General features: G+C 59.6%; 20 protein-coding genes. 9 read left to right on the top strand and 11 right to left on the bottom strand.

Annotated elements, in window-relative coordinates; genetic code table 11:
• The first annotated feature begins 213 nt into the window (after window positions 1–213).
• Genes hcnA through hcnC form a run of 3 tightly spaced genes read left to right on the top strand, consistent with a single transcriptional unit; the run spans window position 214 to window position 3,186 of the window.
• The gene (gene hcnA / locus BK659_RS09615) at window positions 214–528 is read left to right on the top strand and encodes a cyanide-forming glycine dehydrogenase subunit HcnA (RefSeq protein WP_123424915.1); all 315 of its coding nucleotides are present in this window, start codon (window positions 214–216) and stop codon (window positions 526–528) included.
• Complete coding sequence (hcnB, locus tag BK659_RS09610) at window positions 525–1,934, top strand: cyanide-forming glycine dehydrogenase subunit HcnB (RefSeq protein WP_123424817.1); 1,410 nt, start codon at window positions 525–527, stop codon at window positions 1,932–1,934. Before hcnA ends, hcnB begins: the two co-directional genes overlap by 4 nt.
• Window positions 1,927–3,186, top strand: coding sequence for a cyanide-forming glycine dehydrogenase subunit HcnC (gene hcnC / locus BK659_RS09605; protein ID WP_123424816.1), 1,260 nt, complete (start codon window positions 1,927–1,929; stop codon window positions 3,184–3,186). The genes hcnB and hcnC overlap by 8 nt, the downstream gene beginning before the upstream one ends.
• Here the strand turns inward: hcnC and BK659_RS09600 are convergent.
• On the bottom strand, window positions 3,164–4,027 hold the full coding sequence (locus BK659_RS09600; RefSeq protein WP_123424815.1) for an NAD-dependent protein deacetylase: 864 nt from the start codon (window positions 4,025–4,027) through the stop codon (window positions 3,164–3,166). The genes hcnC and BK659_RS09600 overlap by 23 nt on opposite strands.
• Before the next feature lie 166 nt (window positions 4,028–4,193).
• Here BK659_RS09600 and glsB point away from each other — a divergent pair, with 166 nt between their 5' ends.
• The 4 genes from glsB (at window position 4,194) to BK659_RS09580 (ending at window position 9,143) form a co-directional block, all read left to right on the top strand.
• Window positions 4,194–5,102: a glutaminase B gene (gene glsB / locus BK659_RS09595; RefSeq protein ID WP_123424814.1), complete on the top strand. Its 909-nt coding sequence runs from the start codon at window positions 4,194–4,196 to the stop codon at window positions 5,100–5,102.
• Between the two features lie 357 nt (window positions 5,103–5,459).
• The gene (locus BK659_RS09590; RefSeq protein WP_123424813.1) at window positions 5,460–6,686 is read left to right on the top strand and encodes an ATP-grasp domain-containing protein; all 1,227 of its coding nucleotides are present in this window, start codon (window positions 5,460–5,462) and stop codon (window positions 6,684–6,686) included.
• Between the two features lie 66 nt (window positions 6,687–6,752).
• Window positions 6,753–8,117 carry an FAD/NAD(P)-binding protein gene (locus BK659_RS09585; protein WP_123424812.1) on the top strand — a complete coding sequence of 455 codons (1,365 nt, stop codon included), beginning with the start codon at window positions 6,753–6,755 and terminating at the stop codon, window positions 8,115–8,117.
• 6 nt (window positions 8,118–8,123) lie between these two features.
• Window positions 8,124–9,143, top strand: coding sequence for an AbrB family transcriptional regulator (locus BK659_RS09580; protein WP_123424811.1), 1,020 nt, complete (start codon window positions 8,124–8,126; stop codon window positions 9,141–9,143).
• A gap of 190 nt (window positions 9,144–9,333) precedes the next feature.
• Here the strand turns inward: BK659_RS09580 and BK659_RS09575 are convergent, their stop codons facing one another.
• The 7 genes from BK659_RS09575 to BK659_RS09540 all read right to left on the bottom strand — a co-directional run bounded on the left by BK659_RS09575 (window position 9,334) and on the right by BK659_RS09540 (window position 18,695).
• Window positions 9,334–9,705: a DUF6124 family protein gene (locus BK659_RS09575; RefSeq protein WP_123424810.1), complete on the bottom strand. Its 372-nt coding sequence runs from the start codon at window positions 9,703–9,705 to the stop codon at window positions 9,334–9,336.
• Window positions 9,706–10,298: 593 nt separating this feature from the next.
• Window positions 10,299–12,242: a DNA topoisomerase III gene (locus BK659_RS09570; RefSeq protein WP_123424809.1), complete on the bottom strand. Its 1,944-nt coding sequence runs from the start codon at window positions 12,240–12,242 to the stop codon at window positions 10,299–10,301.
• Window positions 12,243–12,396: 154 nt separating this feature from the next.
• Window positions 12,397–12,750: a DUF2493 domain-containing protein gene (locus BK659_RS09565; protein WP_123424808.1), complete on the bottom strand. Its 354-nt coding sequence runs from the start codon at window positions 12,748–12,750 to the stop codon at window positions 12,397–12,399.
• Window positions 12,738–14,432 (bottom strand): Na/Pi cotransporter family protein, encoded by a 1,695-nt coding sequence (locus BK659_RS09560; protein WP_123424807.1) that lies wholly within the window; start codon window positions 14,430–14,432, stop codon window positions 12,738–12,740. The genes BK659_RS09565 and BK659_RS09560 overlap by 13 nt, the downstream gene beginning before the upstream one ends.
• Window positions 14,433–14,643: 211 nt before the next feature.
• The gene (mgtA, locus tag BK659_RS09550; protein ID WP_123424806.1) at window positions 14,644–17,358 is read right to left on the bottom strand and encodes a magnesium-translocating P-type ATPase; all 2,715 of its coding nucleotides are present in this window, start codon (window positions 17,356–17,358) and stop codon (window positions 14,644–14,646) included.
• Between the two features lie 286 nt (window positions 17,359–17,644).
• Window positions 17,645–17,935: a hypothetical protein gene (locus BK659_RS09545; protein WP_123424805.1), complete on the bottom strand. Its 291-nt coding sequence runs from the start codon at window positions 17,933–17,935 to the stop codon at window positions 17,645–17,647.
• 406 nt (window positions 17,936–18,341) lie between these two features.
• Entirely contained in the window at window positions 18,342–18,695 is a 354-nt protein-coding gene (locus BK659_RS09540; protein ID WP_123424804.1) for a hypothetical protein, read from the bottom strand.
• Window positions 18,696–18,972: 277 nt separating this feature from the next.
• Here BK659_RS09540 and BK659_RS09535 point away from each other — a divergent pair, with 277 nt between their 5' ends.
• Window positions 18,973–20,406, top strand: a complete 1,434-nt coding sequence (locus BK659_RS09535; RefSeq protein WP_123424803.1) for a serralysin family metalloprotease — start codon at window positions 18,973–18,975, stop codon at window positions 20,404–20,406.
• Between the two features lie 92 nt (window positions 20,407–20,498).
• Here BK659_RS09535 and BK659_RS09530 read toward each other — a convergent pair whose 3' ends face one another.
• Both BK659_RS09530 and BK659_RS09525 read right to left on the bottom strand, forming a co-directional pair.
• Complete coding sequence (locus BK659_RS09530; RefSeq protein ID WP_123424802.1) at window positions 20,499–22,121, bottom strand: MFS transporter; 1,623 nt, start codon at window positions 22,119–22,121, stop codon at window positions 20,499–20,501.
• A gap of 218 nt (window positions 22,122–22,339) precedes the next feature.
• On the bottom strand, window positions 22,340–23,992 hold the full coding sequence (locus tag BK659_RS09525; RefSeq protein WP_123424801.1) for a GMC family oxidoreductase: 1,653 nt from the start codon (window positions 23,990–23,992) through the stop codon (window positions 22,340–22,342).
• Between the two features lie 134 nt (window positions 23,993–24,126).
• Between BK659_RS09525 and BK659_RS09520 the strand changes: the two genes are divergently transcribed.
• Window positions 24,127–25,026, top strand: coding sequence for a LysR family transcriptional regulator (locus BK659_RS09520; RefSeq protein WP_123424800.1), 900 nt, complete (start codon window positions 24,127–24,129; stop codon window positions 25,024–25,026).
• Window positions 25,027–25,664: 638 nt separating this feature from the next.
• On the opposite strand, the gene BK659_RS09510 is transcribed toward BK659_RS09520, so the two are convergent.
• Window positions 25,665–26,768, bottom strand: a complete 1,104-nt coding sequence (locus BK659_RS09510; protein ID WP_123424799.1) for a DNA alkylation repair protein — start codon at window positions 26,766–26,768, stop codon at window positions 25,665–25,667.
• Window positions 26,769–26,956: the final 188 nt, after the last annotated feature.

The raw sequence follows: 26,956 nt of genomic DNA, 5'->3' as shown, positions 1-26,956 counted from the left end.
CGACTTGCAAGGTGTAGGGTCTGTACGAAAACTCGCCGAGCGGCGATCAGGCAAGGCAAAAACAGGCGAGGAAGCGGAGTTTAGGCCCCTAAATGAGCATTCCGAGCCTGTTTTTAACGCAGCCTGGTCGACGCGCAGGCAGTTTTCGTACAGAGCCTGGTGCGGCATGGAGCTGGCAACCTTTACCCAACCCTTTCATGGATGAACTATGCAATGCAACGCCTAGACCGCACCTTTGATATCCAGCCGCTTGTGCGGGCGGATATGACCATCGAACTCAATGGCCAATCGGTCAGCGCCGCGATTGGCGAAACCGTGCTGACGGTCATTCAATCCCTCGGCGTGCGTCAGGTCGCACGCAACGATCACGACCAGATCAGCGGTGCCTATTGCGGCATGGGCGTGTGCCAATGCTGTCTGGTGAAAATCAACGGCCGACACAAGCGCCGCGCCTGCCAGACTCTGGTGCAGCCGGGCATGAAGGTCGAAACGGTGGTCAACCGTATTGCCGAGCGGGAGGCGCTATGAGCCTGCATCCGGTAATCGTCGGCGGTGGCCCGGCGGGTATGGCGGCGGCCATTGAACTGGCCGAACATGGCGTGCACTGCACGTTGCTCGAAGAGGCTTCCCGACTGGGCGGGGTGGTTTATCGCGGGCCGTTGCGTGACGGCGTGCAGCTGGACTATCTGGGGCCGCGTTACGCCGAAGCTCTGGCCAGGCTGCATGGCGACTTTCAGGCGCGTTGTGCGCTGATCGATGTGTGTTTGAACACTCGGGTCATTGGTGCAGAAGGGACTCGGGCGTTGGTCATGCTGGACGCTGACGAACGCTTGCAGGAAATCACCTACCCGCAATTGTTGCTTGCCGCCGGATGCCATGAGCGCAGCGTACCGTTCCCCGGCTGGACCTTGCCGGGAGTGATATTGCTGGGCGGTTTACAGCTGCAAATCAAGAGTGGTGTAGTCAAGCCGCAAAGCCCGGTGGTGATCGCCGGTACCGGTCCGTTGTTGCCGCTGGTTGCCTGTCAATTGCATGCATCCGGGGTGAAGGTTGCCGGTGTGTTCGAGGCCTGCGCTTTCGGCAAGATCGCCAAGGAAAGCCTGGCACTGCTGAACAAGCCGCAGCTGTTTCTCGACGGGCTGAGCATGCTCGCCTATCTGAAATTGTACCGAATCGCGATGCGTTACGGTTGGGGCGTGGTCGAGGCGCAAGGCGAGGGCGAGTTGCGCAGTGTGACGGTCGCACCGTATTCCAGCAGTTGGCAGCCAGACCTGAGCCGCACCGAGCAGGTTGCGGCGCAGACCCTGGCGGTGGGCTATGGCTTTATTCCGCGTACCCAACTCAGTCAGCAAATGGGCCTGGGACATGGCTTCAGCGATGACGGTTACCTGCGCGCCACGGCCAATATCTGGCAGCAAAGCAGTGAACCGCACGTCCACCTGGCCGGCGACATGGGCGGGCTTCGTGGCGGTGAGGCGGCCATGCTCAGCGGACGGATCGCCGCGCTGTCAATCCTCATGCAACGTGGTGTGCTGGACGTCGACCGTGCGTTGCAATTGCGTGACCGCTATCTGGCGAAGCTCAAGTCCATCGTGCGCTTTCGCGCGGCGGTGGATCGCTACACCGAGCGCGGTGCCGGGCAAACGGCGTTGCCGGCTGCCGACACGGTGATCTGCCGCTGCGAAAACGCCACCCGCGCCGATATCGATCGGGCGCTGTCCCAAGGTGTTGAGGACATGGCCAGCCTGAAAATGCGCACGCGGGTGAGTATGGGCGACTGTCAGGGGCGGATGTGCGTCGGCTATTGCAGCGACCGCTTGCGTGACGCCACCGGGCGTCAGGATGTGGGCTGGTTGCGCCCGCGTTTCCCAATCGAGCCGATTCCTTTTTCGGCTTTCCAGAACCTCGGCACGGATGCGTTGAATCATGAGTAAGTTCTACGATGTGGTGATTGCCGGTGGTGGTGTGATCGGGGCTTCCTGTGCCTATCAACTGTCGAAACGCAAAAACCTGAAAGTCGCACTGATCGACGCCAAGCGCCCTGGCAACGCGACCCGCGCGTCGGCCGGCGGCCTCTGGGCGATTGGCGAATCGGTGGGGCTGGGCTGCGGGGTGATCTTTTTTCGCATGATGTCGGCCAACCGCAAGCGCGAAACCCAGGGCACGGCGGTGGCGGTCGACTCCAGCACGCCGCACATCCTGCCGGATTCGTTCTTTGACTTTGCCCTGCAATCGAATGCGATGTATCCAGCCCTGCACCGCGAGTTGCAGGAGAACCACGGCATGGACTTCAAGTTCGAAAAAACCGGGCTGAAATTCGTGATCTACGACGATGAGGACCGATTGTACGCCGAGCACATCGTTGCCTGCATTCCACACCTCGCCGATCAGGTGCGCTGGCTTGATCAGGCCGCACTGCGCGAGGCCGAGCCGAGCGTCAGCCATGAGGCGCGCGGGGCGCTGGAGTTTCTCTGCGACCATCAGGTCAGCCCGTTCCGTCTGGCGGATGCCTACACCGAAGGCGCCCGGCAGAATGGCGTCGACATGTACGTCAACACCAACGTCACTGAGGTGTTGCGCCAGGGTTCGCGGGTGGTCGGTGTGCAGACTGCCGAGGCCGGCGAGTTCCGTTGCGACACCTTGATCAACGCCGCCGGTGCCTGGGCCGCGGAACTCAGCCTGAAAGCCACGGGCATCAGCATTCCGGTGAATCCGGTCAAAGGCCAGATTTTGCTGACCGAGCGTATGCCCAAGATCCTGCGCGGTTGCCTGACCACCAGTGATTGCTACCTGGCGCAGAAGGACAACGGCGAGATCCTGATCGGCAGTACCACCGAAGACAAAGGCTTCGATGTGACCACCACCTACCCGGAAATCAATGGTCTGGTGCAAGGCGCGATCCGCTGCATTCCAGAGCTTGAACACATCAATCTCAAGCGTTGCTGGGCGGGGTTGCGGCCGGGCTCACCGGACGAGTTACCGATTCTCGGGCCGATGAAAGGGGTTCAGGGCTATCTCAATGCCTGCGGGCATTTCCGCACGGGCATCCTGACCTCGGCAATCACCGGGGTGTTGCTGGACAAACTGGTGAACAACGAAGCGTTGCCGCTGGACATCACACCGTTCCTGGCGGATCGGTTTGAAGTGCGGAAACCGGTCGTGGTCAAACAGGCAGAAATGGCCTGAATTGGCTCAGGCGTTCTGCGAGCAGCGGCAACAGCTGTTCGCAGGACGCTTCTATTTTCATGTCCAGCAACTCATCGGCGCGGGTCTTGCCCAGGTTGATGGCGATCAGCGGTTTGCCACGGTCGGCGATCACCCGACACAGGCGAAACGCCGAAAACGCCATCAATGACGAGCCCACCACCAGCATGCCCGCTGCCTGTTCGGCAGCCGCCATGGCCTTGGTCGCGGTGGTTTGTGCGACGTTCTCACCGAAAAACACCACGTCCGGTTTCATTCGCTCGCCCTCGCAGTGAGGGCAACGGGGAACTTGAAAGTGCGCGACGAAGGCCGGGTCGAGCAGGGTGTCGCCATCGGGTGCCTGAACCGCATCGACGCCCGCCAGATAGGGGTTTTGCGCTTCCATGAGGCGCTGGATCGAGTCCCGGTCACTGCGCTGGCCGCAATCCAGACACAGCACCCGATGCAGGCTGCCATGCAATTCGATCACCTCCGGGCTGCCGGCCTGATCGTGCAAGGTGTCGACGTTCTGGGTGATCAGTCCGGCGATCTGTCGTTGTGCCTGCAACGTGGCCAAGGCTTCGTGGGCCTGGTTCGGCCGCGCTTGCCGAACCCGAGGCCAACCGAGCATCGCCCGTGCCCAGTAACGTTGGCGCGCCTCGGGCGCTTTCAGGAACTCCTGATACATCATCGGCTGCCGACCGCGCCGCACCCCATCGGTGTCACGGTAATCGGGAATGCCCGACGGCGTGCTGATGCCGGCGCCCGTAAGCACCAGCAACGGCTGGTCGGCCATCAGGTTCTGAAGGTGGTCGAGCTGTTCGCGAATGAGGCTGTCGAACATGGTCAGCGCTCCGGTTGCCGGGTTTCACCACACGATGCAGGATAGTTGTTATTCGGTCCACCGCGTGGACGTGGCAGTTGAGCACAAAACTGTGCTTTGACGCGGGCACGCGGCGTCTAGCGTCTGTGTCCCCGCAGTGGTACGGGGTGTGAATTTGGAACCCGGCATGCAAGCGTTGTTGAACGAAATCCTTGATACGGTTCGCCCCCTGATCGGACAGGGCAAGGTGGCTAATTACATTCCTGCGCTGGGCAGTGTGCCGGCCGATCAGTTGGGCATTGCGGTGTATGGCAATGACGGCGAGCTGTATTGCGCGGGCGATGCGCACACGCCGTTTTCGGTGCAGAGCATTTCCAAGGTATTCAGCCTGGTGCAGGCCATCGAGCATTCCGGTGAGGCGATCTGGGAGCGACTCGGTCACGAGCCTTCCGGCCAGCCGTTCAACTCGCTGGTGCAGCTGGAATTTGAACGCGGTCGGCCGCGCAATCCGTTCATCAATGCCGGGGCGCTGGTGATCTGCGACATCAACCAGTCACGCTTTGCCGCGCCGGCCTTGTCGATGCGCGATTTTGTGCGGCGTTTGTCCGGCAATCCGCAGGTGATGGTCGACAGCAAAGTCGCCGAGTCGGAGTACCAGCACCGTGCACGCAACGCGGCCATGGCCTATCTGATGCAGTCGTTCGGCAACTTCCATAACGATGTAGAAGCGGTGCTGCGCAGCTATTTCAGCCATTGTGCGCTGCGCATGAGTTGTGTCGATTTGGCCCGGGCCTTCTGTTTCCTGGCCAATGACGGGTTCTGCAAGCACAGCGGCGAACAGATTCTCACCGCGCGCCAGACCCAACAGGTTAACTCGATCATGGCCACCAGCGGTCTGTATGACGAAGCCGGCAACTTTGCCTACCGCGTCGGTCTACCAGGCAAGAGTGGCGTGGGCGGCGGCATCGTGGCCGTGGTGCCGGGGCGCTTTACCGTATGCGTCTGGTCACCGGAGCTGAACCCGGCGGGTAACTCGCTGGCCGGCATGGCGGCGCTGGAGCTGCTGAGTCAGCGCATTGGCTGGTCGGTGTTCTAGAGATCACAAAGACCCGTCGTAGGAGCTGCCGAAGGCTGCGATCCGTTGATCTTGATTTTCGGCATTCCCGGCACCGCCAAAAGATCGCAGGCTGCGCCAGCTCCTACGCCGCATGACGTGATCCTCTTAGGAACTCTCGATTGATTTCGCTCGCGCCCATCATTTTCGGAAGCGCCCTACAGCCAGCCACGAAGTAGCGTATTAACCTGTCTTTCATATTTCTCTTGGTTGAGAAATACGTAAACACTGTGTATTGCGTGTGCCAAGGAAGTTGCGCGCGGGTGATTCGCATGGATTTATCGCCCAGTTGCGCGCTTGGCATTTTGAATGGACTCTTTTTGATACCGGATAACTCTCTTGAATCCTGTCATTTTATTTGCGCCTGCAAAAATCCTGCTTCAACACTCCGAAGCAGAATGGCTCAGTGTATTGGGCAACAACAGCCTGATTTATAGTGACTTGTCAGCCAAGGAGTTGCTGACACAACAATTTCCCGCGCTGACCTCAGCTTTGCGGCTCTATGCAAACTTCAATGACTCGGGCGTGGTTGAGCTGGATGCGCTGGCCGCCGCAAAAGAACTGGGAACCAACACTCTGGTGGCACTGGCGGAAGTCGATTTGTTGCGCGTAGCGCGGATCAAAGACCGGCTCAGCGGCTCGACGACGCGCTACGAAGAGATGACCCTGCTGTATCGGGACAAATTCCTCATGAAGCAAAAACTGGCCGAGCATGGTATCCGCATCAACCCCATGGCAGTCGTCCGCTCTGCATGCGAAATCAATGACTTCGCTGAGCAATATGGTTTTCCCGTAGTGGTGAAGCCTCGCGACGGCCGCGGTTCCGGTGGGGTCAGTGTGCTGCACGATGACGCTGAACTTCGCAGCTACCTGCACGAGCAGGAAAGTACAACGCTACACAACCTGATGGTCGAAAAGTACATCGATGCATCGCTGTTGAACGTCAACGGGCTCTACATTGACGGCCGGCCGGTGATCATCTCTCCAGTGCGCTCAACGGTGACCTGCCTGGATTTCCTTGACGGTAAAAGTCTCGGTTTCCAGATGCTGGCCGAGCATAATCCGCTTCACCAACAATGCGTGAAGCTCACCCGACGGATCGTTGAGCAGGCACTGCCGCGACTCGGCACAATGCTGTTTCATCTCGAGGTTTTTCTCGACGGCGAAGATCTGGTCGTCTGCGAAATCGCCTGTCGCCTTGGCGGTTGCAGCGTTAACCAGGAGTTGACCGACGCTTACGGTTTGAACCCGCGCTTGACCCTGATTGACGCGGAGCGGGGCGGGAAAGCGGCATCGCTCAAAGAATTGATCAAGCCGAGCCGCTTGCTGGGACAACTGAATGTTCCGCCACGCACCGGCAAATTGATCGAGTATCCGGCACACATCGATTTGCCCTTCATTCGTTATTGCTCGGTCACCGCAAAAAAGGGCACGGACTACGCCGGGATGAAGTTGACCAATGGCGAAATTGTCTCAGCGATTGTCGAGGGCGATAGCGAAGAAGGCGTCAGCGATCATCTCGCGCAACTCGATAGTTGGATCAGAGACGCGTTTATCTGGGAATAACGGAATCTTCCCACCCGATGCCTTAATGGAAAACGAAAGGCATCGTCACCCACATTAAGGATAGATATGGGCAAGGTAGCAGTGGTCGGAATGGGCTACAGCGGCGCCATTCTTGTGGAGCGACTAAAACACCTGACGCCCGCATTGAAAGTGGATGTCTACGATACAACCGGCAGCACCGGGTCTGGTCAGGCCTATCAACAGGACAATTTGAGCAATCTGGTCAACCGCCCGGCCAGCCTTATGTATTTGCGCGAGCTCGGCGATTTCAAACATTGGTTGCGCGAATGTCCCGTGTCGCAGACCAAATCTTATCAGCCGAGGCCGGTTTTCGGGAGGTTCATCGAGGAGACACTCAAGTCGTCTCTGCGCGCCCATAGCGCCATCCAGTATCACCGCGAGCAGGTGATCGGGATGACTGCAGAACAGGGACGCTACGCCCTGAAAACCGCCAGCGGCGAACGCGCGGGCTACAGTGCTGTGGTTCTGGCGACCGGCAACACCGAGCCGACCGATATCTATCGGCTTGAAGGCGTCGAAGGCTACATCAACAATCCCTATCCGACGACCAGGCTAGCCGACATCCGTTCAGAAAGTATCGGTGTGCTCGGCAATCAGTTATCGGCCATCGATGTGGCGCTAACCCTGCTCGACGCCCACCCTGACAACCACGTCACGATGCTCACCCGAAGCAGCAAGATTCCCAATTACAGCGAGCACTACCATCCGCGCCCGCTCAAGGTGCTGAACGAGAGCAACCTCAAGCAACGGCTGCGGGGCACCGGCTCGGTACTGAAAACCGTACAGGCGATGTTCGACGAGGAGCTGGGCGCACACGGCATTCACGTCAACATCGAGGCCTTGATGCGCGATCACACCCAGGCCTCGGTTGCCCGAGAGGCGATCTACTCGGTGCTCTCATCGACCAACCTGATCGTGCCGATGATCTGGAACCTGTTATCCGAGCGCGACCGAAAAGTTTTCGTCGGGCGATACCGAGGCGCGTGGCGCCAACTGCGGGTGCCGATTCCCAAAGAGAACTGGACCAAGATCCATCAACATATCCATTCCGGGCGGTTGGTCTGCAAAACCGGGTTGGCGGATGTCAGCGTCATCGAGGATCAATTCGTGGCACGCGGACGGGATTTTCAGTGCTCGTTTTCCAACCTGGTTAATGCGACCGGCGCCGGCGATGCAATGGAGGGCGCGTTGTACCAAAACCTGACGGCCTCCGGGATATGCATCCAGCATCAGTACGGCGGAATCGATGTGCGCTTTGACGACTGCCGGGTGATGAACGAACAGGGGCCGACCAATATTTTCGCAATCGGCGCCCCTACCGCAGGGGTGTTCTACGCGGTCAGCAATATTGATGTCCTGCAGATGCAGGCTGAAATCATCTACAAAAACCTTCGTGCATTAGGCACTTGAGAAACTATGAAAACCTTACTGTGTTTACTGATTGCCACTGCGGTGGGCACTGGTTTTCAGTATGCCGGCGTCCCACATGGCCTGTTGCTGGGCTCGATACTCGCGACTGCATTGATCGTCAGCAACCGCCAATTTTCGCCGAGGATGCCGCTCGGTCTTGGCTACGTGCAAATTGTATTGGGGATCGCCACCGGCCTGATGTTCGAGGCCTGGGACAGCCAGACAGTCGCCGCGCTGTTGCCCAGCCTGGGTTTGTTGCTGCTGTGCCTGACAGCGCAGATTGTCGCGGCGGGTTTGTGGCTGCGCAAAGTGTCGGGATGGAATCTCAAGGACTCGCTGCTGGCCGTTTACCCGGGCGCACTCGCGGCGGTATTCGATTTGCTGGAGTCCGAGCGGGCGTCGAGCAAGGTGATCATCGTGCACCTGGTCCGTCTGTTGTCGATCACCGTGCTGGTCAGTTTTTGCATCCCCGGGCCTGTCGACGCCGTGCTTGTCGAGAGCAGCCCGCTGGGCATCAACACCGTGCTGACGTTGTTGTCGCTGCTCGCCCTGTGCCTGGTGCTCGGGCGCCTGCTGTTGCGCATTGGCGTCCCGGCACCGTTCATGCTCACCGCGATTGTCGCCACCGGCGTCTACGTCAAACTGGGTTATCTGCATGACTTCCACATGCCGGCATGGAGCGTTGATGCCGCTGCGGTCATCCTTGGTGTGCTGATCGGCTCGAAATTCAAGGATATTACCCCGGCGGAGCTCGTGCGCCACGGCCGTGCCGGGTTGATGTCTGTCGCGCTGATGTTGCTGGTCGCCGCGGCGTTTGCCGGGGTAGCGGGGCGGTTGCTGGGCAGCGATCCCTTGGCTTCATGGTTGGCGTACATGCCAGGGGCCATCGAAACCATCGCGATCGTCGCGTTCAGTGGCGGGTTGAATGTGGTGTTCATTCTGTCCCACCACTTGGTGCGGATGGTCGTGTTGCACTTCGCTCCCGCCTTGATTGTTCAGGCGCGTAGACGGCGGGAAAATGCCTGATCAGGCAAAGGCCAGGTCGTTTACGGGAGGGCTCAAGTCGGGCCAGCCATTTGACCCGAAACTTGCGCTTGCTCGGTGAGGTTCAAGACGGTATCTACGCGGGACACGCCATTCGGCGTAGGAGCTGCCGGAGGCTGCGATCTTTTGATCTTGAAAAACGACGTCAAAAGATCGCAGGCTGCGCCAGCTCCTACGCCGGTTCTGGTGGATCGAGGTGATCCAGTGCCCGATTCACCGCCAACTCGGCCAGCGAAATCATCTGCTGAATCGCCAGCGCGGTATTGCGTTTGGGGCCTTCGAGGTCGAACGCCAGATCGCTGGCCATGACATTGGCTGAGGCGAGCGTCTCGCAGGCGTGGGCCAATAGGGTTTCAGGGTCGACGTCGGGGGCGATGACGAAAATACAGCCGGGACGTCGGTCAGCTAACAATGCCTTGGTTTCGGGCAGTACCAGGTAATGATCGAGCGCACGGTGTGCGGCGGCGTGGAGTTCTTTTGAATCGAGAGAGGCGTAGGGGGAGGTGCTGTCGGTTTCTGGAGGGTTCGGCGTAGCTTTGAACATGGTAATGCTCCTGATTGTTCCAAAGGAGCTGCCAATATCACTTGCAGATGATGGGTGGCAGCTATGCGCGGGTCTGCAAGACCGGGAAACCAGGAACCCGGCAGACCCGAGGGTCTCCCGCGCACAGCTGCCATAAAAGCGGACACAAAGAAGCGTCCTTTTGCTTATGGTGTTGCTGTGCGACTGGTTATTTCCGGCGGGCTTGCAGACCCGATCACTGATGAGCAGTGACACGGAAACAATAGAGGCGACGACCAAAGCGCACAAGCCGGCGGATTCTGGCGCAGGTGTAGGTTGCTACGCAAGGCGCTGTAGCCTCTGATGGGCACTGCGTAGGCAAGCTTAAACGCCCGTAGCAGCTGTCGAGCCCGCGAGGCTGCGTTCGAGGACGAAGTCCTCGCAAATCCTGTATACGCGGTTCGTCTGAAAAAAACGTGTTGCTTGATTTTACGACCGCTGTGCGGCCGAACGCAGCCTCGCGGGCTCGACAGCTGCTACGGGCTACGAGCTTGTATTGAGCGATTTTCGTTGTTCGGGCAAGGAAATACGTAGTGTTGAGATGGGGCTCATCGCGGGGCGCCTAGCTCTTGCTCCTACAAGGTAGGTTTCGCTTTGCGCTTGGTGGCGGGCGCGGTTTTGCGCTTGGTGGTTTTACGTTTGTTCTTCCACGGTGCCGCACCCTTGCCGGCCGGGCTTGCCGGGCCGCTGATGGTCAGGCGCAGGCCGGTGCAGCGGCCGACCTGTTTGCTCATCCAGGCGGCTTGTTTGGCGACGAACTCTTCAAGGCTCATTTCGCCGCTTTGCACCATGTCCAGTGCTTGTTCCCAGATCGCCGTGGTGCCGGGGTCGGCGATGGCCCGGGGCACGGCATCGATCAGGCTGAAGGCTGGCGATGTGGCGGCCAGGGCTTTACCGTTCTTGATCAGATAGCCTCGATCCAGTAACCCCTGAATGATCCCGGCGCGGGTCGCCTCGGTGCCGATGCCGGTGGTGTCCTTGAGCTTTTGCTTGAGCAGCGGATCTTCCACCAGTTTGGCGACGTTCTTCATCGCCTTGATCAGGTCACCTTCGGTAAACGGCTTGGGTGGCTGGGTCCAGAGATCCTTCAGCGTCACGTTAGCGACGGCGTAATCCCATCCTTCAGCCAGTGCCGGAAGCATCTGCGGTGCCGGGGCTTCCCGTCCTTTGGCCGGGGCCAAGGCTTCGGGCAGCGCGCGCTTCCAGCCGGGTTCGACAATCAGCTTGCCGACCGCCCGCAGCGCTTGCCCGGCGCAGTCGAAGTCAGCCTGGGTGCGGTCGTATTCGTGGTTGGGCAGGAATTGCGCCAGATATCGCGCCCGGATCAAGGTGTAGACCGCACGGTGTTTGCCGGTCAGGCGTTCGAAGTTTTTCGCCGCAGCAGTGGGAATGATCCCGTGGTGGGCGCTGACCTTGGCGTCGTTCCAGGCCCGCGAGCGGCGCTGCGGCTCAAGGTAGTTGAGCAGTTCGCCAAGGCCCGGATCGGCACGTCCAAGGGCGGCGAGAATGCCCGGTGCTTCGCTGTGCTGACTCAGCGGCAGGTAGCCGCAATCGCTGCGTGGGTAGGTGATGACTTTATGGGTTTCGTAGAGTGCCTGGGCCACATCCAGGGTTTCCTGGGCGCCGAGGCCGAGTTTTTTCGAACAGATTTCTTGCAGCGTACCGAGATCGAACGGCAGCGGGGCGGCTTCGCGGACCCGCTCGGTGCGCAGTTTGGCCAGCCGCGCACTGGCGGCGTTGCGCATGGCGGTGGCCGCCTCCTGGGCCAGTGCCTGATTCAGGCAGCGGTCATGTTCGTCGCAGACGTCTGACGCCGCACGCCATTGGGCGGTGAATGGGATGTTGTCATGCAGCAGTTGTACGTCGATGGCCCAATACGGCACGGGTACGAAATCGGCAATGCTGCGGTCGCGATCGACCACCAGACGCAAGGTCGGGGTTTGCACGCGCCCCACCGGCAGCACGCCTTGATAGCCGGACTGGCGCCCGAGCAGGGTGAACAGGCGACTCATGTTCATGCCGATCAGCCAGTCGGCGCGTGAACGCCCGAGCGCCGAGTGGTAGAGGCTGAAGGTCTCGGCGCCGGGCTTGAGCGCCGCCAGAGCCTTGCGAATCGAGGCGTCGTCCAGCGCCGATAGCCACAGGCGCTGGATCGGCCCGCGATAGCGACAATGCTCCACCAGCTCACGGGCAATCATCTCGCCCTCACGGTCGGCGTCGGTGGCGATCACCAGCTCATGAGCCTCGCCGAGCAGCCTCTTGACTGCTTTGAACTGGCTGGCGGTCTTGGGTTTGACCAGCATCTTCCACTTCTCGGGAATGATCGGCAGGTCTTCCAGTACCCAGCGTTTATAGCGGGCATCGTAGGCATCCGGCGGTGCGGTCTCCAGCAGGTGGCCGATGCACCAGGTCACTGTGACGCCCGTTCCCAGCCAGCAGCCGTCGCCGCGCCGGCTGGCACCGAGCACCGCCGCAATGTCTTTGGCCTGGGAAGGTTTTTCACAGAGGAACAGCCGCATAACCACCATCAGTTATCAGGGTTTGAGAGGTGCACAGCATGCGGGCTACGGCGGCATGGATCAACCTTTATCTGTATGGATGTACAGTTAGTTAAGCGCTGTGCCCCAAAAGATCGCAGCCTGCGGCAGCTCCTACGGATTTTGCGTACGAGGGCTACGTCCGTTCGTTCACCGAGAGCGTTTGAATGCCGGCCGTCCTGGCCTGTGCGATCAGCTCTTCGGTGTCTTCGCCGCCGGGCAGTGCGATGACGATGTCCGGTCGGCTATCGCTCAACATGAAGGTGTTGCGCAGGCGCTCCGCCAACTTGCCGTGCAGTTGCCAATTGGCTGGATAGCGCACGATGTTCGCGCCCAGTTCCCGGGCCCAGTCTTCGATTTCGCCACCCAGAAACTGATTGCCTCCGTGAATCAGTACGCGCACTTCGTGCAGGCGCTGGAAGGCTTCCAGCACTCGGCGGCAGGTACGGGTGTCGGCGTAATAACGCCCGGCACAGATCAGGACGCGCATCGCAGGTCATCCTTGTCGCGGGTGGATTGCGGATGAATATCTGCCAGGTCACTGCTCTCGATATCGCGCTCTCCGGCGCGCTCGAGCACCGGGTAGGCCAACGCGGCGATGTGGTGATGCACGCGTCGGTAATCGCGCAGCAGCCGTTGAAAGATGTCACCGGACTCGGCCCAGGCGCTTTTGTCTTCGCGCAACGTACGAAAGTGTTCCCGGCTGGCCGCTGCTTCCAGTCTTCTTACCGACTCCTTGCGATTGATCAGGTGATGGGCGGTTGGCAGGTCTTCGCGAAGAAACACGGTAATCGCCAGGCTCAGGCTTTCCAGCAACTCGTTGTGCAGCGGATAGAGCGTGCCGAGTTCGAAGGCCGAGAAGGTCTCGCCGCGGCGCAACCGCCGCGCGGCTAACTGCGCAAGGCTGGTGGAAAGGATGTCGGCGGCGTGTTCCAGGTTGATCACGAACATCAGGATTTCCTGCGAGCGATCGGCGTCGCTGTCACTGATGCCTTCCTGGCCGATGTCCGCCAGATAAGCGCGGATTGCCGCGCTCAACAGATCCAGGGATTGGTCGATTTGCCGTATCTCATCGGCGTTGGCCTGGTCCGAGGTCTGGAACAGTTGCAACACGCGGTTGAGCATGATCGACAGCATATCGGCCAGCCGCAGGGCTTCGCGTGCCGCGTTGGACAGCCCGATGTTGGCCACCTCAAGCCCGGCCTCGTCCAGATACAGCGGCATGCCGGGGTCAACGTCCCGCGCAGGTGACGGCAACAGACGCGTCAGCAGTTTGGCCAGCAGCTCTGTCAGGCCGATGAACACCAGTGCCAGCACCAGATTGAAGCTGGTGTGCAGGCAGACCACCAGCAGCGCGGGTGTCAGGTCTGCAATCTGACTGGTCTGAGCCAGCATCGGCACGAAAGGCAAGAGCACCACTGCACCGACGACTCGCACCAGCAGATTGCCGACCGGCAAGCGCCGGGCCACGCTGGAGCTGGCGTTGAGCACCGAGGGCAGGGCGCCACCGATGTTCACCCCGAGCACCAGCGCCATGGTGGTCACGGGCGACAGCAGACCGGTGCCGGCCAGCGAGGCGATCAGCAACACCACGGCAACGCTGGAATGGCAGATCCACGTCAGCAGCATGGCCACCAGCAAGGCAATGACAATGTCGCCGTCCAGGCTTTGCATGACGGCGTGGAAGATTGGCGTGCCTTCAACCTCTCCCAATGTCGCCCCGAGCATGCGCAGCGCCAGCAGCATCAAGCCCAGGCCAATCAGCGCGCAACCGACGCTCTCGTAGCGTGAGTCATCGCGCAGCCGGAAGACGATGAACCCCACCAACAACACGAGCGGGGTGACGATCGAAATGTCGAAGCTGAGCAGTTGCACCACCAGCGTCGAGCCGATATTGGCCCCAAGCATCACCGCCAGTGCAGGCGCAAGGCCTAGGGTTCCGGCGGCGGTGAAGGAGGTTGCCATCAGGCTGACAGCGGTGCTGCTTTGCAAAATGCCGGTGATACCGACGCCCGACAGCAAGGCCATCCAGCGGTTGTTCAGGTTTTTTCCCAGCCAGTGACGCAGTGGCGTGCCGAAGCCGCGCAACAGCGCCGAAGAAATCATATGAGTGCCCCAGAGCAGGAGTGCGATGGAGCCGGCGAGGTTGATCAATAGAGTAGTTCCCGACATGAGGACTCTCCCTTATTTCGTGTTGCATTTATTAACGGCCCGGGAGCCGGAGGGCGGTGCGATGAGGTGTACTGATCAGGTGCGGCGAACACAAAATCTGTGGGAGCGAGCTTGCTCGCGATAGCGGACTGACAGGCAGCACAAGTGTTGAATGTGCAACCGTCATCGCGAGCAAGCTCGCTCCCACATGGATTACGGTGTGTTCAGACGATCAGAACCATTGCTTGAAGCGGCGAATGTAGAAGGTTTTCATCAACTGAGCGAACACGCAGTAGCTGAGCAGAGTACCCACCAGCCATGGGAAGTACTGCCATGGCAGTGGCTGCAGTCCGACCAGCGTGCCGAGTGGCGAGAACGGGATGTAGATGCCCAGCGCCATCACCAGTCCAGTCATCAGGATCACCGGCAATGCCGCGGTGCTCTGGAAGAACGGGATCTTCTGGGTCCGCAGCATGTGCACCACCAGCGTCTGCGACAGCAAGCCTTCGATGAACCAGCCGGACTGGAACAGGGTCTGCATTTCCACGCTATTGGCGGAGAACACGTACCACATCAGGGCAAAGGTGGTGATGTCGAAGATCGACGAGGTCGGTCCGATCCACAGCATGAAGCGCCCGATGTTCTTGGCGTCCCACTTGCGCGGTTTGCGCAGGTATTCCTTGTCCATCTTGTCCCACGGCAGCGCCAGCTGAGAGATGTCGTACATCAGGTTTTGCAGCAACAGGTGAATCGACAGCATCGGCAGGAACGGAATGAAGGCACTGGCCACCAATACCGAGAAAACGTTGCCGAAGTTCGAACTGGCGGTCATGTTCAGGTACTTCATGATGTTGCCGAAGGTCTCGCGCCCTTTGAGCACACCTTCTTCGAGCACCATCAGGCTCTTTTCCAGCAGGATGATATCGGCCGATTCCTTGGCAATATCGGTGCCGCTGTCGACCGAAATACCGACGTCGGCATCACGCAGGGCAGGGGCGTCGTTGATGCCATCGCCGAGGAACCCGACGGTGTGACCGTTCGACTGCAAGGCCTTGAGCACTCGCGATTTCTGTAGCGGTGTGAGCTTGGCAAACACCGTGCGTTCTTCGACCCGTAGCTTGAGGGTCGACTCGTCCATCTTCTCGATGTCCTGGCCGAGCAGCGGCGTTCCAGGCTCCAGACCGACTTCGCGGCAGATCTTGCAGGTCACCACAGCGTTGTCGCCGGTCAGCACCTTGACGGTCACGCCCATGTCACGCAGCGCGGCAATCGCCGGGCCAGCGGTCTCCTTCGGCGGGTCGAGGAAGGTCAGGAAACCGCGGATCACCAGCTCTCGTTCATCACTGGTTTTGTACTGATTTTTGCTTTGGGCTTTCGGGATCTCGCGAGTGGCGACCACCAGCACCCGGAAACCGTCTTCGTTGTACTCGTTGGCCATCGCCAGCAGCTCTTTACGACGCTGCTCGTCCAGCGCAACCACCACGCCGCCCTCATGGATGTGGCTGGAAATGCTCAGCATCTCTTCGACCGCGCCCTTGCAGACCAGCAGATGATCGTCGCGGCTGTCCTTGACGATGATCGACAGGCGCCGGCGAATGAAGTCGAACGGCAGTTCATCGATCTTGCTGTAGGCGAACGGGATCTTGAACTTCGGGTTGCGCTCGGCGAACTGCACCACCGCCTGGTCCATCAGGTTTCGCAGACCGCTCTGGTGATGGCTGTTGAGCCAGGCCAGTTCAAGGATCGAATCGTCGCGCCGGCCACTGATGTCGACGTGGTGCTCGAGGATGATTTTGTCCTGGGTCAGGGTGCCGGTCTTGTCGGTGCACAGCACGTCCATCGAGCCGAAGTTCTGAATCGCGTTGAGGCGCTTGACCACGACTTTGCGTTTGGCCATCGCCATCGCGCCCTTGGCGAGGTTGGCGCTGACGATCATCGGCAGCATTTCCGGGGTCAGACCGACCGCCACCGCGAGGGCGAACATGAATGCGTCGGTCCAGTCGCCTTTGGAGAAACCGTTGAGCAGGAAGACGATCGGCACCATGACCAGCATGAAACGGATCAACAGCCAGCTGACGCTGTTCACCCCGCGGTCAAAGGCAGTTTGCACACGGGAGCCGACGATGGCTTTGGCGAGTGAGCCGAAGTACGTGCGTGAACCGGTCGCGACCACCACCGCTTTGGCGGTGCCGCTGACCACGTTGGTGCCCATGAAACAGATGTTTGGCAGATCCAGCAGGTTGGACTGATCAGCCGGCGTCGCTGAAGCGGACTTCTGTGCGACGTTGCCCAAGGTGTCGTACTTCTCGACCGGCAAGGCTTCCCCGGTCAGCACGGCCTGACTGATGAACAGGTCTCGGGATTCGATCAGGCGAATATCCGCAGGGATCATGTCGCCAGCGGACAGCTGAACGATGTCGCCTGCCACCAGTTCGCGCATTGGCACTTCGCGCAGTTTGGGCTTCATGCCCATCTGCTCGCGCCGCAGCACGGTGGCGGTGGTGCGGACCATGGCCTTGAGGGATTCGGCAGACTTGGCTGAACGGTGCTCTTGCCAGAAGCGCATCAGGCCGCTCGCCAACACCATCACCAGCACGATGATCACGCCAGTGAGATCAGTTTCTTCGCCGTCTTGAAAGGGTAGCCAGAAGTCGGTGACGAAGCTGATGGCGGTCAGGGTCATCAGGACGTAGATGAAGGGGTTGTTGAAGGCCAGCAGCAACTGCATCAGCGCATGAGGCGGCTTGTCATGGGCCACTTCGTTGAAGCCTTCGCGTTGCAGACGGCCTTCGGCATCGAGCTCGGTCAGGCCGTCGGCGGAAGTTTTCACGTTGGCGAGGGTGACAGCGAGGCCGTTTTGCGCCTCACGGGCGGCGCGCATCGACAGCTTGGTGTCGTCGCTCGTGGCGCCTTGGGCGGGTGTTTTTCGATTTTTTACAGTGGTCATTGTGTGTGCTCCTGCCGCAGTCTTGCGGCACGACACACAAGCAACTCAGCTAATTAAAGGCGAGCGAAAGTATGTCGAAGCGCAAGTAAGCGATCGATTCAGGTCGTTGTGTTTTTTGTGTTTTAACGTTCGCTGCATAACCAATAACAAACGGTATGCAGCGAACCTACTACTGGCGTCGTCCATAGCAGACTCCAATAAGTGTGTGTTTTAAACAGGCAATAAGAAGTTGCCGAATTCCTTATTAAGGAAAACGTGGGGTTAAATGCCTGGGTGTACTTTCAGATCAACTGAAAGTGCGCGCTCCGAGGTACAGACCCAGCATCAGGCTGGCCTGCTGCAACAGGTACGAAAAGCACCGACTCGGTGGTTCCTGGCTTTCGTCGACGCTCCAGCGTTGCTGGAGTTGGCCGGTCGACGGGCAGACACGCCAATTGGCACGCAGGTGAGCCTGAGTGCGCGAAGAAGGGGAGGAAAACGGTGAGTGAGCCGCCACAGGGCGCTCACGGCAGAGCTTTACGCGCATCGTCGAGGCGAAGGCGCGTACACCTGGCATTACAGTAGATTTGAAGTTCATAACATGCCTCGCAACCGGACTGACGCCGGAGAGGCAAGTTACGATGGAGCGTCAAGCCCTAGCGCAGCTCACCCGACCGAGGAGTCGAGTCCCGTCATTTTCTGGGTTAAATGCCCAGCTCTGCGAATTCGCATCAGCCAGACAGCGTCTAGATACTGTGTCCATTGGATTCTTTTGTGAGTTGAAAAAAGGCCTGAATTACCGGCCCGCGCAATGTACTCAGGCAGGCCACTGAAGTCAACCTTAAAAGCACTCTGTTTAGGTATTAGACAGGTAGGAAGTGTGGCCGATGGAAGCGGAAGGATATAACAGGGTCTTTATATTCGATTGTTATCGATGTTGTAGCGGGAAGTGCTCATGACATTACGCTTGAATGTCATGAGCACCAGCATTTGCAATGTAACGCTTAATGGCTCATGTGCCGGGATATATCCCGGTAAGTATCGCTGTCCGTTGCCGCCAACAGCTTGCTGCCATCCTTGAAGGTGGCGATGAACGTGATCTCGGTTTCCTTGCCGGCCATCAGGTAGCCGGCGATCGCCCCGACGGGACCGAGCAGCATGGCGCCGGCGATGCCGTAGCCAATGGCATCCTTGTTGGCAACGCTATCCTCGGATGCAACTTCCAGGGTTTTGAATGCCGAGGCTTGCACTTTGACCCCGAGCGCTGGATTGAAGGGTGTTTTCAGCCGGAACGCGCCTTCACGGTACTCGCTATCGCCTTGTAGAAAATTGCCTGCCAAAACGTTGATTTTTGCCATGTTGAACCATCCTTGCCCGATGACTACCGGACTCATCATGACGCGCTTGCGGGGGGCGGAGGTCAATGAGCTGGCGATGAAGGGGCGTACCGTCAGTCAGACCAAAAAGAGCCGTGACGCTTTGCCTTGAACAGTCCGCTATCTAAAAATTCAATAGCCCCGCCGCTTCAAACTGTGTCAGTTTCGTTACGCCTTCAACAGGGCGAGTGATAGGACGATCTCGCGAAGGGGTCGCCGTGGTCTATCGGAACCGACTATTTGAAACAAGGACGTAGTGATGTCACAAGCCAAAGCAAAAGCCGTCGTTTCTTCAGGACAGGTCAGTTCGGCCTACAGCCAGGTCGATGCCTTCAACCATCTGTATGATCGCGGTGGTTCTGAGTTGATCAACGGCAAACCGTCGTTCACAGCGGATCAGGCGGCCGATCAGATTCTGCGTAAAAACCTGTCCTGGCACGACACGGACGGCAACGGCAAAGTCGAGCTGAGCTTCAGCTTCATGACCTCGGCACCGGCGAACTACAACACCAAACTGGGTCAGTTCAGCGAGTTCAGCGACCTGCAGAAAGCCCAGGCGAAACTGTCTCTGCAATCCTGGTCGGACGTGGCCAACGTCACTTTCAAGGAGGGGGCGACGGGCGGCGACGGGCACCTGAGCTTCGGTAACTACAACGTCAGCACCGGTGGCGCAGCGTTCGCTTACTTGCCTTCGGGTGGCAGCTACGATGGTCAGTCCTGGTACCTGATCAACGATCAGTATCGGGTCAACGAGACGCCGGGCACCAACAACTACGGTCGTCAGACCCTGACCCACGAAATCGGCCACAGCCTGGGCTTGTCCCATCCAGGCGTCTATAACGCAGGCAGCGGCAACCCGACCTATAACGACGTGACCTACGCTCAGGACACGCGTGGCTACAGCCTGATGAGCTACTGGAGCGAGAGCAACACCGGCCAGAACTTCAGCAAGGACGGCAGCGGCGCGTACGCCTCGGCACCCTTGATGGACGACATCGTCGCGGTGCAGAAGCTCTACGGTGCCAACCTCGGCACCCGTGCCGATGATACGGTCTATGGCTTCAACTCCAACGCCGGTCGCGATTTCTACAGCGCCACGTCAGCTGATTCCAAAGTGGTATTTTCGGTGTGGGACGGTGGCGGCAACGACACCCTGGACTTCTCGGGCTTCAGCCAGAACCAGAAGATCAACCTCAACGAAGGCTCGTTCTCCGACGTTGGTGGCCTGGTCGGCAACGTGTCCATCGCCCATGGCGTGAGCATGGAAAATGCCATCGGTGGTTCGGGCAATGACCTGTTGATCGGCAACGCTGTGGCCAACCTGATCATGGGCGGTGCCGGCAATGACATTATCTATGGCGGCGGTGGCGGCGATACCTTGTGGGGGGGAGCAGGGGCCGACACTTTCGTATTCGGTGCGGCATCCGATTCGACCATGACCGCGCCAGACTGGATCATGGATTTCACCAGTGGCCAGGACAAAATCGACCTGTCGGGCATCGCGCAGTTCTCGTCGGGTGCCGCCACGCTGAACTTCGTCAGCGGCTTCACCGGTCATGCCGGCGACGCGATCCTGACTTACTTCGCCCAGACCAACCAGACCAGCCTGTATGTCGATCTCACCGGCCACGGTGCGGTGGACTTTGCTGTCGGAACGGTAGGTCAGGCTGCAACCACGGATATTGTGGCCTAAACTCTGCTGACAAGAACCGCAGACGCGGTTCTGTGCAGTGAAAGTCCGCCCAGGGCCAACATGGGCGGACTTTTTTATGCTCGTAGGATCCGTCAGTTTTTGTCCAGGTCCACGTCCTTGGTCTCGCGCAAGCAGATCATGCCCACCACCAGGCTTACGCCGGTGATCAACACCGGGTACCACAGCCCGTAGAAAATATCCCCGGTATAGACCACCAGCGCGAACGACACGGTCGGCAGGAAACCACCAAACCAGCCGTTACCAATGTGATAGGGCAGCGACATCGAGGTGTAGCGGATACGTGTCGGGAACAGTTCGACCATCAACGCCGCCAGCGGCCCGTAGCACATCGCGGAAATGATGATCAGCGCCACAATCAACGCGACGATCATCGGTTTGTTGATCAGTTGGGTGTCCGCCTGTTGCGGGTAACCGGCCAGCGTTACGGCACCGCGCAGGGCCGCCTCGTCGTAACCCTCGATCTTCACGTCACCAACGCTCACTTGCACCGCGCTGCCAGCAGGTGCGGCTTCGCTGCTGTAAGGCAGGCCTTGTTTGACCAGGAAGGTTTTGACCTTGTCGCAAGGGCTGTCAAAACGCGCCTTGCCCACCGGGTCGAACTGGAAGGTGCAGGTCGCCGGATCGGCCAGCACGCTGATCGGTGCCTGTTGGCTGGCGCGGTCGATGGCCGGGTTGGCGTAGTGGGCCAGGGTTTTGAAGATCGGGAAGTACAGTGCGGTAGCCAACAGCAAGCCGAGCATCAGGATCGGCTTGCGCCCGACCCGGTCAGACAGCCAGCCGAAGAAAATGAAGAACGGCGCTCCGATCACCACGCTGACGATCAGCAAGGTATTGGCCAGGGCCGGGTCCATTTTCAGAAACTGTGTAAGGAAGAACAGCACGTAAAACTGCGCGGCGTAGAAGGTCACTGCTTGCCCGGCGTTGATGCTGAACAGTGCGATCAGCACCACTTTGAGATTCTCCCACTTGCCGAAGGATTCGCGGATCGGCGCTTTGCAGCACTTGCCTTCTTCTTTCATTTTCAAGAAGGCCGGCGACTCGTGCAGGCTCAGGCGAATCCAGGTCGAAATGCCCAGCAGGACAATCGACAGCAGGAACGGAATACGCCAGCCCCAGACTTCGAACTGATCACCGGTGAAGTAGCGGCTGCCGAGGACCACCAGCAGCGAAAGCAGTAAACCGAGGGTCGCGGTGGACTGAATCCAGCTGGTGTGGAAACCGCGCTTGCCGACTGGCGCGTGCTCTGCAACATAGGTTGCAGCGCCACCGTACTCGCCACCGAGTGCCAGGCCCTGGAGCATGCGCAGCACCACCAGGATGATCGGCGCGGCAATGCCGATGCTGGCGTAGGTCGGCAACAGGCCAACGCAGAAGGTCGCCAGGCCCATCAGGATGATCGTCGCAAGGAACGTGTATTTTCGTCCGATCATGTCCCCCAGGCGACCGAATACCAGAGCGCCGAACGGCCGCACGATGAAGCCGGCAGCAAAGGCCATCAGCGCGAAGATGAACGCCGTGGTGTCGTTGACCCCGGCGAAAAACTGTTTGCTGATCACCGCCGCGAGGGCGCCGTAGAGGAAGAAGTCATACCACTCGAATACCGTCCCGAGGGACGAGGCGAAGATGACTGTCCGGGTTTCCTTGCTGGTGCCGGCGCTGAGCGTCGCGGCTATTGCTTGAGCCTGTTCTGACATGTCGGTATCCCTCACAGTGTTTATTTATTGTTGTTCCACTGTCAGCGCCGGCCTTGTGGGCTGGCGCTGCTATTCCATTTTCCGAGCTCCCGTAGCAGCTGCCGAGCCTGCGAGGCTGCGTTCGAGGACGAAGTCCTCGCAAATCCTGAGCCCGCAATTCGCTACCTGATTCGACGACTGCTTCGCAGCCGAACGCAGCCTCGCAGGCTTGGCAACTGCTACGAAGATAGTCTTTCACCTGTTTCAACGTTGTGTAGATACCTTTGGGACGATGCGGCGAGAATCAGTTGCGCCGCTTTCTCGGCGATCATCAGTGTAGGTGAGCAGGTATTGCCCGAGGTGATGTGCGGCATGATCGACGCATCGGCAATGCGCAGGCCGGGAATGCCGTGGACCCGCAGTTGGGCGTCGACCACCGCGTCTGCGTCGTTGCCCATGCGGCAAGTGCCGACGGGATGGAAAATCGTCGTGCCGATGCGCGCGGCGGCTTCGTGCAGTTGTTCTTCGCTTTGCAAGGCAGCCCCCGGCAAGTATTCGACCGGGTTGAACGGTTGCAAGGCTGGCGCGGCAACGATGCGTCGGGTCAGGCGAATGGCATCGGCGGCCACGCGCAGGTCTTGCGGATGGCTCAGGTAATTGGGCTGAATCAACGGCGCCTGCTGCGGGTCGGCCGAACGAATCTCCACGCGGCCACGGCTTTGCGGGCGCAGGTCGCACACCGAGGCGGTGAACGCCGGGAACGCATGCAAGGGTTCGCCGAAACGCTCAAGCGAAAGCGGCTGGACGTGGTACTCGAGGTTCGCCGAGGTCTGTTCCGGCCCGGAGCGGGCGAACGCACCGAGCTGACTTGGCGCCATCGACAACGGGCCACTGCGGTCGTATAGATAACGCAGGCCCATGCCCATTTTGCCCCACAGGCTACCGGCGATCTGGTTCAGGGTCCGGGCGTTTTCCAGCTTGTAGATCAGCCGCAGCTGCAAGTGATCCTGCAGGTTGCCGCCGACCCCGTTGAGTTCGTGGACGACGCCGATGCCCAGGCGTTTGAGCAGACTGCTCGGGCCAATGCCGGAACGTTGCAGGATGCTTGGCGAACCTACTGAGCCGGCGCTGAGGATGATCTCCTGGCGGGCGACGAAGGTTCTTGTCTGGCCTTGCCAGCGCGCATTGACCTTTGATGCCCGGCCATTTTCCAGTAGTACGCGGTCGACGTCGACGTCGGTCAGCACAGTAAGGTTCGGTCGATGGCGAATCGGTTTGAGAAAGGCCTTGGCGGCATTCCAGCGTATCCCGGCTTTCTGATTCACCTGGAAGTAGCCACAGCCTTCGTTGTCGCCCTGGTTGAAATCATCGACGCTGGCGATGCCGCTTTGTTCGGCGGCACTGCGGAAAGCGTCGAGAATCGGCCACGACAGGCGTTGGCGTTCGACACGCCATTCCCCGGCGGCGCCGTGAAACGCCGAGTCACCGGCAAAATGGTTTTCGCTCTGCTTGAACAACGGCAGCACGTCGCTCCAGCTCCAGCCGGGATTGCCCTCGGCGGCCCAGCGGTCGTAATCACCGGCCTGGCCGCGCATGTAGATCATGCCGTTGATCGACGAGCTACCGCCCAGTACCTTGCCGCGCGGGTAGCTCAGGCTGCGGCCTTGCAGGCCGGTTTGCGCTTCGGTCTTGAAGCACCAGTCGGTGCGCGGGTTGCCGATGCAGAACAGGTAACCGACCGGGATGTGAATCCACGGATAGTTATCGCGCCCGCCGGCTTCAAGCAGCAGCACCCGGTGTTGCGGGTTGGCGGAGAGTCGATTGGCCAGCAGACAACCGGCCGGCCCGGCGCCGACCACGATGTAATTGTATGCATCAACGGCAGGTTGCATCCATGACCTCGCAGCGTGTTGTTCTTATTGAGATCCATCCTAGTTGTTAGTTTTCGGCAAAAGAATGTTAGTTTTTGCTCAGCTGCTGTGCGTTTTTAAACAGTGATCAACTCCCATGCATGCAAGGAAGGCAGATGTTCGACTGGAATGACCTGCGGTTTTTTCTCGAATTGCAACGCAGCGGTCGCTTGCTGACCGCCGCCCGGCGCTTGAAAACCACCCACGCTACGGTGGCGCGGCACATCGAGGCGATAGAAACGAGCCTTGGCACTGCGCTGTTCGTCCAGCAAGCCCAGGGTTACCAACTGACTCCGGCTGGCGAAGCACTGCTCAAACATGCTGAAGCCATGGAGAACGTCGCTTTGCTGGCGCAGGAGGAGATCACCCAGTCCAGCGCGCCGCTGGGCAAAATCCGTGTCGGGGTGACCGAAGGCCTGGGGATCATGTTCCTCGCCAGTCGTATGCAGGGCTTGTTTGATCGCTATCCGGGGCTGGAAGTGGAGCTGGTGGCGGTGCCGCGATTCGTCAGCATCCTCAACCGTGAAGCCGAGATCAGCATTCATCTGGAACGCCCGGCCGCCGACATGTTGGTCACCCGTAAGCTCACCGATTACCGTCTGGCGCTTTATGCCAGTCAGGCCTACCTCGACCGTTCGCCGCCGTTGCGCAGCCGTGAAGACCTGGCGCGGCATGTCTGGATCGGTTACGTCGACGATCTGTTGTTCAGTCAGGAGTTGATGTTCCTCAATAGTTTCTGCCGCAGCCCTCAGGTGGTGTTTCACAGCACCAGCGTGATTGCCCAGCAGCAGGCGGCGCGCTCGGGGTTGGGGATCGCCGTGCTGCCGTGCTATATGGCTAGTAGCGACCCGGGATTGGTGCCGCTGCTGCCGGCTGAAAGTATTCAGCGCAGTTACTGGATCAGCACTCGCCGTGAATTGCATAAGTCGGTGCGGTTGCGGGTGTTGTGGGATTACGTGGTGGGGTTGTGTGATAGCGAGCAGGCGCTGCTGCTCGGCCAGCCCCCAAACGCGTAGGAGCTGCCGAAGGCTGCGATCTTTTGATCTTGGCGGCCTGATAGCCGACCAATCTCTTGCGGATGTACACAGTTCAACTGTGGGAGCGAGCCTGCTCGCGATGGCGGCCTGACAGCCGTCCCATCTCTTGCAGGTGTACATATCCATTCCTGCGGTAACGGCCGCTTAGGGTTTCGCCCTGACGGCGACTCACTTTTTTTACAAGCGCCTAAAAAAAGTAAGCAAAAAAACGCTCGCCCCGAGCGTCCGGCCCCTCGCTTAGGCTCGGCGTTCCTTCGTTCCGGCATTCATCAGGGGGCATCGCCTCCGGTCTGCTGCGCGACGACCTCCTCTCGATGTGTCCGGCTGCGCCGTACGGCGCTACGCGCCAACCCCCTGATGAACGCCTCCACTCAGCCTCCCGAGGGGGCGGGTGGATCAGGATCAAAAGCTGCAGGCGAGCTAACGCTCGGCCTGTTGAGTGGTGAAGGCGCGCCGCTGGTGATGATCTTCGTAGGAGCTGCCGCAGGCTGCGATCTTTTGATCTTTTGATCTTTTGATCTTTTGATCTTGACGGCCTGACGGCCTGACGGCCTGACGGCCGAGCAATTTCTTGCAGGTGTCGTGAATCCATTGTGGGGGCCGAGTTTGCTTCGGGATTACGGGGTGATTTCGAACGCTGTGCTTCCCAGTCGTTCGCCATTGACCATGATGTGGATCGCGTGCGTGCCCGCGTAATGCTTGCGGGTGGTCAGTTCGCGGATCTGCTGGGCGCGGCTGAGGGTTTGGCGGGCGTGGGCGGGCAGGGTGAGGCCCTTGAGTTTGAAGATTTTCGCTGAGGTTGCGCCTGAGGCTTTGACGTAGTCGATGGCGTAATCGACCACCAGTCGCTGGTTGCCGCTGGCGGTTGAATGAAGGTCGAACGAGAGCGTGATGGTCTCGCCGAGACTGATCACCGCCGGTTCAACCTTGAGGTTATGGATCTGGACCTCGGGTTTACCGCCAGCGCCGATGATTGCCAGTGCCCGTTGGTTGCCTTGTTTGATCAGGCTGCGCAGGGCATGTTTGGCGATCCACGCGGTGCGCGGGTTTTCCATTGACCAGCCTTCAATCAGGCTCAGCACCCACTCGGGGTGGTCCTTGGTGATGTCGTTGAGGTGATTGGCCACCGACTTGCGTACGTAAAGGCTGCTGTCGGCCTTGAGGTTGTCGAGGATTGCTGCGGCCAGCGTCGGGTCGGCTTGTACCTGTTCGAGGCGAAACGACCACGGCAGGCGCGGGCGACTGCCTTCGCTGGCCAGGCGACGGACGTGTTCGTTGTCGTCCAGCGACCATTCGCGCATCAGCGCCAGCGAGCGCCCCAAGTCGCTGCGCAGGAAATGCCGGATCGCGAACTCCGAGGATCCGAACGTGGTGAAGTACTTGAGCGCATCCATCGACAACTCGAACGCGTGAACACCATAAGTGGCGACATAGTGGGGCAGGAACATGCTGACGAAGCCGCTGTTCAGGCGCGGTGCAAGCGGGCGCAGGATCTCCAGCGTCTGCTCATAGCTCAGCGGCAACACCGCGTGCAGGCATTCACCGACCCGTGCCATGCGCTGCATCACCGACAACTCGCCCAGGCCGTCATTGGCCAGTTTCAGGAACGCCTTGGCGTTGAACGCCGGGTACACCGCGCGCATTTCGGTGGCGATGTGTTGCAAGCGCTCGGCGTTGAAGATTTCCTTCAGCGCGGGGGAGGACTGCTCTGCATTGCTCATCAAAGATTCCTTTGAAAAATCGTTTACCGGATAGACCGCGATGGGCATAAGTATCCATACATTTTTGTGTTCCAACTCCCGTAGCAGCTGCCGAGCCTGCGAGGCTGCGTTCGGCCGCGGAGCGGTCGTCAAGTCAGACGGCGCGTTCTATTAGGAAATCCGTGTGTACAGGATTTACAGATCAAAAG

It is taken from the genome of Pseudomonas brassicacearum (assembly GCF_003732225.1).
GTDB classification, from domain to species: Bacteria; Pseudomonadota; Gammaproteobacteria; order Pseudomonadales; family Pseudomonadaceae; genus Aquipseudomonas; species Aquipseudomonas brassicacearum_E.
The sequence above is the reverse complement of the archived record's forward strand: the minus strand, read 5'-3'. Positions and strand labels throughout refer to the sequence as shown.